Consider the following 3,397-nt stretch of genomic DNA (forward strand, 5'->3'; position numbering starts at 1 on the left):
AACAATTAAATTACTTGCATTTCCAATAACTGTAACGGGAATACCATATTGATTTGCATAGTCTAACAGCTCCTGCGTTTGCCTGACAGATTCAGGAAAAGCTAATATATCGGCCGGCCCACCGGTCAATGTATGTGTGTATTTAGAAAGTGGTTCATTAAATAAAATATCGATATTTGGATAAATATCTGCTATTTCTTTATAATCGTTCATAATTAAATTCCTTACCTTCAAAATAGTTCATGATGATTTTTTAAGATTTTTCAAAACGTATAATTTTATTCTACCACGATTCAACTTTTCGATGTTACTCGGGAAAATGATGGGTTAAAGAAGTCTTTAGTTGCGATTGATGACGAACGTTTGTAAAATGGTAATCAGCAAATGAGGTGAAATAAAAATGAACTTCGCAGCAATGGACTTTGAAACCGCAAACGCCAAGCGGGCCAGTGCCTGCTCACTAGCCTTGGTAATCGTTAGAAACAATCAGGTCACCCATGAATTTTATTCGCTAATTAATCCGGAAACAGATTTTAGTTGGCGCAATATCAACGTCCATGGGATTCACAAACAAGATGTTGCCAATGCCCCTACTTTTCCTGAACTCTGGGATCATATTGCCCCATTGTTCACTGCAAACAAGTTGGTTGTTGCTCACAATGCATCATTCGACAATAGCGTTTTAAAACGCACACTTGAGCGTTATGACCTATTACTGCCACATTATTTGACGTTGGACACACTCAAAACGTCAAAACAATTTTATCCACAAATGGTTAATCATAAATTAAACACGGTTTGTGATGAGTTGCATATCGAATTGGAACATCATCATAATGCGCTTGATGATAGTGTTGCATGTGCCAACATTTTGCTCACACAACAGCAACAATTTGGAAATAGCGTTTTGAGAAACTTTGTAAAGGCCATTTAAAAATATCGAATGCGGGCAAAAATGATGCACTGCATTCGATATTTTTATTTCTTGTCATCCTTAACAGGTAATGACATGATTAAAATGGTTTGATTTTTGGATTCTTTACGACTGGCAACACTAAATCCCAGCTTTCGATAAATATGAACAGCCGCCTGATTATTTTCAAAAACTGCCAGCGTCAACGTACTTAACCTACTATACGAACGAGCCCAATCAACCGCCAAATCCATTAAATTAGTGCCAATGGTAAAGCCCTGATACTCCCTTAGTACGGCTACCCCGATTTCACCAGACTGCTCATCAATCCCATCTACTGTTACAATTCCAATAGGCATATTATCTAAAACAGCCAGTGCCATCAAATTTGTGTATGATTGATTAATCAGTCTAATTTGCTGAGATTCTAACTCTGCCGTAATTTCACCCAAATCCGAATCCACCATAAACGTATTGGATTCTTTTTGAAGCCGACTTAATAAAGTCAAAACATTTTGGGCATCACTGGGTTCAGCTAATCTGAAACTCACTTCATCCGACATTAAATCTCTCCTAAAAGTTTGGTCGTCAATTCTTCAAAACGATTCCCCTTTGGTTCAAAAATCATTGTTCTGACATTATCTCCTTTAGCATCATCCCGCTTAAAAATAATTCTCAAATAATCAGCAGGGATCTCGTCAGAAACAAATTTTGACCATTCAACAACATTAACACCATCACCATTAAAATACTCATCCAACCCAAGGTCATCACCGCCACCCTGCTCAAGGCGATAAACATCCATATGATAAAGTGGTATTCGGCCACTTTGATATTCTCGAATAATAGTAAAAGTCGGACTCTTAATAGGGCGCTCAATACCAAGGCCCTTACCCAATCCCTTTGTAAAAGTTGTTTTTCCGGCACCTAAATCGCCATCAAGTAAAATAAGATCTCTCGGCTGAAGAAATTGGGCAAGTTTTTCGCCAACTTCAATTGTTTGTTCGGCAGAGTTTACCGTTACCGTTTTTTTCAATCGATCATCACTTCCACTTTTAAATAATTATCTAAACCGTTTTATATAATACCACACACAATCAGTCAATTTTAAAATTGTGACTAAATCGATAAATCCTGCTAAACGCAAAAAGCTGGGGCAATTTACTATTGTCCCGGCCTTTTTTCTCATATTAGGTTTATTGGATCAGTTTTCTAAATTAATTAAGACAACGTCTGAGCAGCCGTAATGATCGAAACCTTGTAGATATCTTCTTCATTACTACCACGGGATAAATCCGAAACCGGTTTATTTAACCCTTGTAAAATTGGTCCAATTGCTTCAAATCCACCAAAACGCTGTGCAATCTTATAACCGATATTTCCTGATTGTAGTTCTGGGAAAATAAAGACGGTTGCATGTCCCGCTACATTTGAACCTGGTGCTTTCTTATCAGCAACACTTGGCACAAAGGCAGCATCAAATTGCAACTCGCCATCGATTGGAATATCCGGCGCCTGTTGCTTAGCCAATTCAGTTGCTTCTTGAACTTTTGTAACCATATCACCCTTAGCTGAACCTTTAGTTGAAAAACTAAGTAAAGCAACTTTAGGATCAATATCAAATGTCTTAGCCACTTTAGCACTCTCAACGGCTACTTCTGCCAATCCAGCAGCATCCAAATCAATATTAATGGCACAATCAGCAAACAGATAACGTTGATCACCCTTTTGCATAATAAAAGAACCACTGATTAATTTAACGCCTGGCTTTGTTTTAATAATCTGTAAGGCCGGGCGAACCGTGTCACCTGTTGGGTGATTTGCACCTGAAACCATTCCGTCTATCTTGTCCATGTATACCAATGTCGTTCCAAAATAATTAGGATCTTTCAACCATTCACGAGCTTTGGCCTCATCAGTTTTGCCCTTTCGCCTTTCAACGATTGCCGAGACCATTGCATCAATTTGATCTTGAGGCTGATTTAGGTAATCAATAATTTGAACATCATTCAAATCAACGTTTGCGTCACCTGCAACCTGCTCAACCTCATTTTTATCACCTAAAATAACCGGTTTGATAAGACCATCCTTAGCCAGCCGGCTTGCAGCACCGAGTACACGAACATCGTTACCTTCAGGAAAAACAATACTAATATTTTTCCCGTTGATTTTTTGCTTGAGACTTTCAAATAGTTCCATGACAAAATCCTCCAATTCATGCAAAAATTACTTGTATTAAGGTGTTTGGGTTACCTTTTCCGGTAATTGCCAATTAATCGGTTCTTCCCCCATCGCAATCAAAGCTTCGTTTGTTTTGGAAAATGGTTTAGAACCAAAGAAACCTCGATTTGCAGATAATGGACTTGGATGAGCAGATTGCAAAACAACATTGGTATTGGTATCAATCAACGCTATTTTATTACGGGCTGCTCTTCCCCACAAAATGAAGACCACCGGTTCTTCTCGAGCCGATAATTTTTGAAT

Annotated in this window: 4 protein-coding genes and 2 pseudogenes; 1 reads left to right on the forward strand and 5 read right to left on the reverse strand. The window is 38.3% G+C overall.

Annotated features, from left to right (window positions below; genetic code table 11):
- Positions 1-213, reverse strand: a pseudogene (gene murB, locus HMPREF0519_RS06990) (UDP-N-acetylmuramate dehydrogenase); the annotation flags it as partial.
- A 187-nt stretch (positions 214-400) separates the two neighbouring features.
- On the opposite strand from murB, the gene HMPREF0519_RS06995 reads away from it, so the two are divergent.
- Positions 401-934 carry a 3'-5' exonuclease gene (locus HMPREF0519_RS06995; RefSeq protein ID WP_004561690.1) on the forward strand — a complete coding sequence of 178 codons (534 nt, stop codon included), beginning with the start codon at positions 401-403 and terminating at the stop codon, positions 932-934.
- Between the two features lie 44 nt (positions 935-978).
- Here the strand turns inward: HMPREF0519_RS06995 and HMPREF0519_RS07000 are convergent, their stop codons facing one another.
- From HMPREF0519_RS07000 to HMPREF0519_RS14370, 4 genes and pseudogenes are all read right to left on the reverse strand, one after another.
- Positions 979-1,476: a GNAT family N-acetyltransferase gene (locus HMPREF0519_RS07000; protein ID WP_004561691.1), complete on the reverse strand. Its 498-nt coding sequence runs from the start codon at positions 1,474-1,476 to the stop codon at positions 979-981.
- Positions 1,476-1,949, reverse strand: coding sequence for a tRNA (adenosine(37)-N6)-threonylcarbamoyltransferase complex ATPase subunit type 1 TsaE (gene tsaE / locus HMPREF0519_RS07005; protein WP_003560918.1), 474 nt, complete (start codon positions 1,947-1,949; stop codon positions 1,476-1,478). Before tsaE ends, HMPREF0519_RS07000 begins: the two co-directional genes overlap by 1 nt.
- A 185-nt stretch (positions 1,950-2,134) precedes the next feature.
- On the reverse strand, positions 2,135-3,112 hold the full coding sequence (gene pta, locus HMPREF0519_RS07010; protein ID WP_004561692.1) for a phosphate acetyltransferase: 978 nt from the start codon (positions 3,110-3,112) through the stop codon (positions 2,135-2,137).
- Positions 3,113-3,148: 36 nt separating this feature from the next.
- Positions 3,149-3,397, reverse strand: a pseudogene (locus tag HMPREF0519_RS14370) (uracil-DNA glycosylase); the annotation flags it as partial.

It is taken from the genome of Lentilactobacillus hilgardii DSM 20176 = ATCC 8290, assembly GCF_000159315.1.
GTDB lineage: Bacteria > Bacillota > Bacilli > Lactobacillales > Lactobacillaceae > Lentilactobacillus > Lentilactobacillus hilgardii.